Source organism: Phytobacter massiliensis JC163, from assembly GCF_000321045.1.
GTDB classification, from domain to species: domain Bacteria; phylum Pseudomonadota; class Gammaproteobacteria; order Enterobacterales; family Enterobacteriaceae; genus Phytobacter_A; species Phytobacter_A massiliensis.
Window position 1 is genome coordinate 35,967 of the sequence record NZ_HE578952.1, and the last position, 2,434, is coordinate 38,400.

Genomic DNA, 2,434 nt, shown 5'->3' on the forward strand with positions numbered 1-2,434 from the left:
AACCGGTGCCGTGCTGCAGCGCAGCGAATCCGGTAACACGCAGGTGGTGAAAGATCTTGCCGGGGCCATAAAAGCCCTGCAGGACCATCCCCGCGACGGAGTTGTCTGGCAGACGGGCGACGCGCGGCCTTCACCCTGGATGCTTAAAGTATCTAAAGGCACGGAACAGGCCGTCGATGCAGCACGTGCGCAGTCTGTCAGGGATAACATGGACAGCATGATTGTGCCGCCTGTTCTGCCGGCAGAACATAAACCGGATATGCGGGCTGCCGTCATCAGCGCCCGTGAGACCCTCGATCTGCAGCGGCAGGCCGGAGAAGAACTGGCCAGTCGTCACGCGCAAACGCTGAACAAATCTGCTGAACCAGAGAATATTATTATTCCGGCTCAGCTTATCCCTGACCTGCCGGTGATACCGCCGGAAGCCACGCGTTCACCGGAACACCGCACTGTGGACAAAGACACCCTTGCGCGTATTGCTGCTGCGGTGCTGCCGGAGCCGGAAGTCAGACCGGATATCAGTCAGATTGAGCTGCCTGACCGCGGGAAAGACCTGCAGAACCTGTCCCGCACTGCTGAGCATGTAGCCGGTGAGCTGGCCGAACGTAAACGCGCGGAAGTTACACTGCCGCCGACGCCGCAGGAGCGTGGTCGAACCCTCGAGCACGAAGAACTGACCCGAACTCATACCATTCAGAAAGAACGTTAAACCCGGGAACACACTGATGAACCTTAAAAAGACACTGTTAGCAGTAGTTACAACATACACTATTTTTCAGTTAACCCCTCTGCAGGCGGCATCTGCGCCGGCATTCACCCCCGAACAGGAAGCTCAGATAGGGAAAATTGCGGCCGACTATCTGGTGGCGCACCCGGAGGTGCTGGTCCAGGTCAGCCAGAAACTGCAGCAACAACAACAGGCCCGTCAGCAACAGGCGATGATTCTGAGCGTGATGGAGAATCAGGACGCGCTGCTGCGTGACGCAGACACCCCGGTTACTGGACCGGATAACGCAAAAGTGGCCGTGATTGAATTTTCTGATTACCAGTGCATTTACTGCAGCCGTCTGGCACCGGTAATGGAGCAGGTGATGAAAGCCAGCCCGGATGTGCGTTACATCTTTAAGGAATGGCCCATCTTCGCATCGCGCTGGGAAAATTCAGAGAAAGCGGCGCAGCGCGGCATCGATGTCTGGAAACAGAAGGGTGCTGCGGCTTATGTGGTGTATCACAACAGCGTGTACCAGACGGGTCACAACGAAGGACAACTGACGGCAGAAGATATTGACGCGGCGGCAAAAAAAGCCGGGGTCACGGGGAAACTTGCAGCCGATTACACCCCTCAGCTTGAGAAAAACAACCAGCTGGCCCAGACGCTGGGACTCACCGGCACGCCAGGGCTCATTGTGATGCCGGTGAACAACGCCACGCCGAAAAACATCACCGTCTTCCCGGGGGCCGCGACCGCTGAACAGATCCAGGCGGCCATCAGTAAAGCCAGTAACTGATCTTCCCCGAAGCCAGCCGGAATGTTATCCCGCAAGATACAGACCGACTGACCAGTGGTTGATGCCTGACGCGCCAGAAAAACAGGGCTTGTCCAACCCCTCGAACGTATGATGGAAACCCTCATACGCTTTCACGGTTCATTCTATTATCTGTACAAGCATAGCGATGCCGCTTCCAATACGTCCGCTTTGAGCGAAGAGCGGGCATAAAGATGTCGCTTCAGATAGGTAATGATGATGATTCTCCCGCCAGGACAGATTGCGCCATCCTGGCACAAAAAATATCTCAGGATGCCAGTTTCATCAGAATTAAATGCATGCCGGCGCGGTCGTAAAGTGTGAAAAAGACAGGGTATGTGAGGTATCCGGAGGCTAAATCCGCATTACGCACCTGACTGCATAATCATTCATGACGTTAGAATCCAGCAGGCGCGTTTCTGGTTTACCGTACTGCCCCGTCAGAAACGCAGCCAACCCCGTTTCAGCGGTGCGGGCAATGAGACGTTATGGTAAATTGAGTGGGCAAATACATACGTGGCCCTCAAAAGGCTCGGCGTTTTCAGCCTGAGTTACCGCAATATCGCCGGGCATTGACTTTTGGTTTACATCGACCTTATGGAATCCAGCGTAAACCAGTCTTATTAGCATGTTTTTGCGTAATCGTTGTAGATTGAATTTAATTGTTAATTTATTATTTTTACATCACTTACTTCTCTTGATGAATATTTTTCCAGTCCTTTCTTATGTCTTCTGCTAATGATTTTAAATAACTTATGTCTTCTTTTTATTTTTATCTTCATTCGTTAGAATGAACGTTTTACTTACATCAAAGTGAGAGTTCGGATAGAAGTTTGGTATCAGGACATCAATATAGAAAACGCCGTCTGACTCCAAAAGAATAAAATCACCAGCATTTGAGTATATTT

General features: G+C 52.0%; 2 protein-coding genes. Both read left to right on the forward strand.

Annotated features, from left to right (window positions below; genetic code table 11):
* Positions 1 to 709: conjugative transfer relaxase/helicase TraI domain-containing protein (locus ENTHG_RS25725; RefSeq protein ID WP_342355174.1), on the forward strand; the 709-nt coding region annotated here is incomplete at its 5' end.
* A 16-nt stretch (positions 710 to 725) separates the two neighbouring features.
* Entirely contained in the window at positions 726 to 1,508 is a 783-nt protein-coding gene (locus ENTHG_RS23205) for a DsbA family protein (RefSeq protein ID WP_052332771.1), read from the forward strand.
* Positions 1,509 to 2,434: the final 926 nt, after the last annotated feature.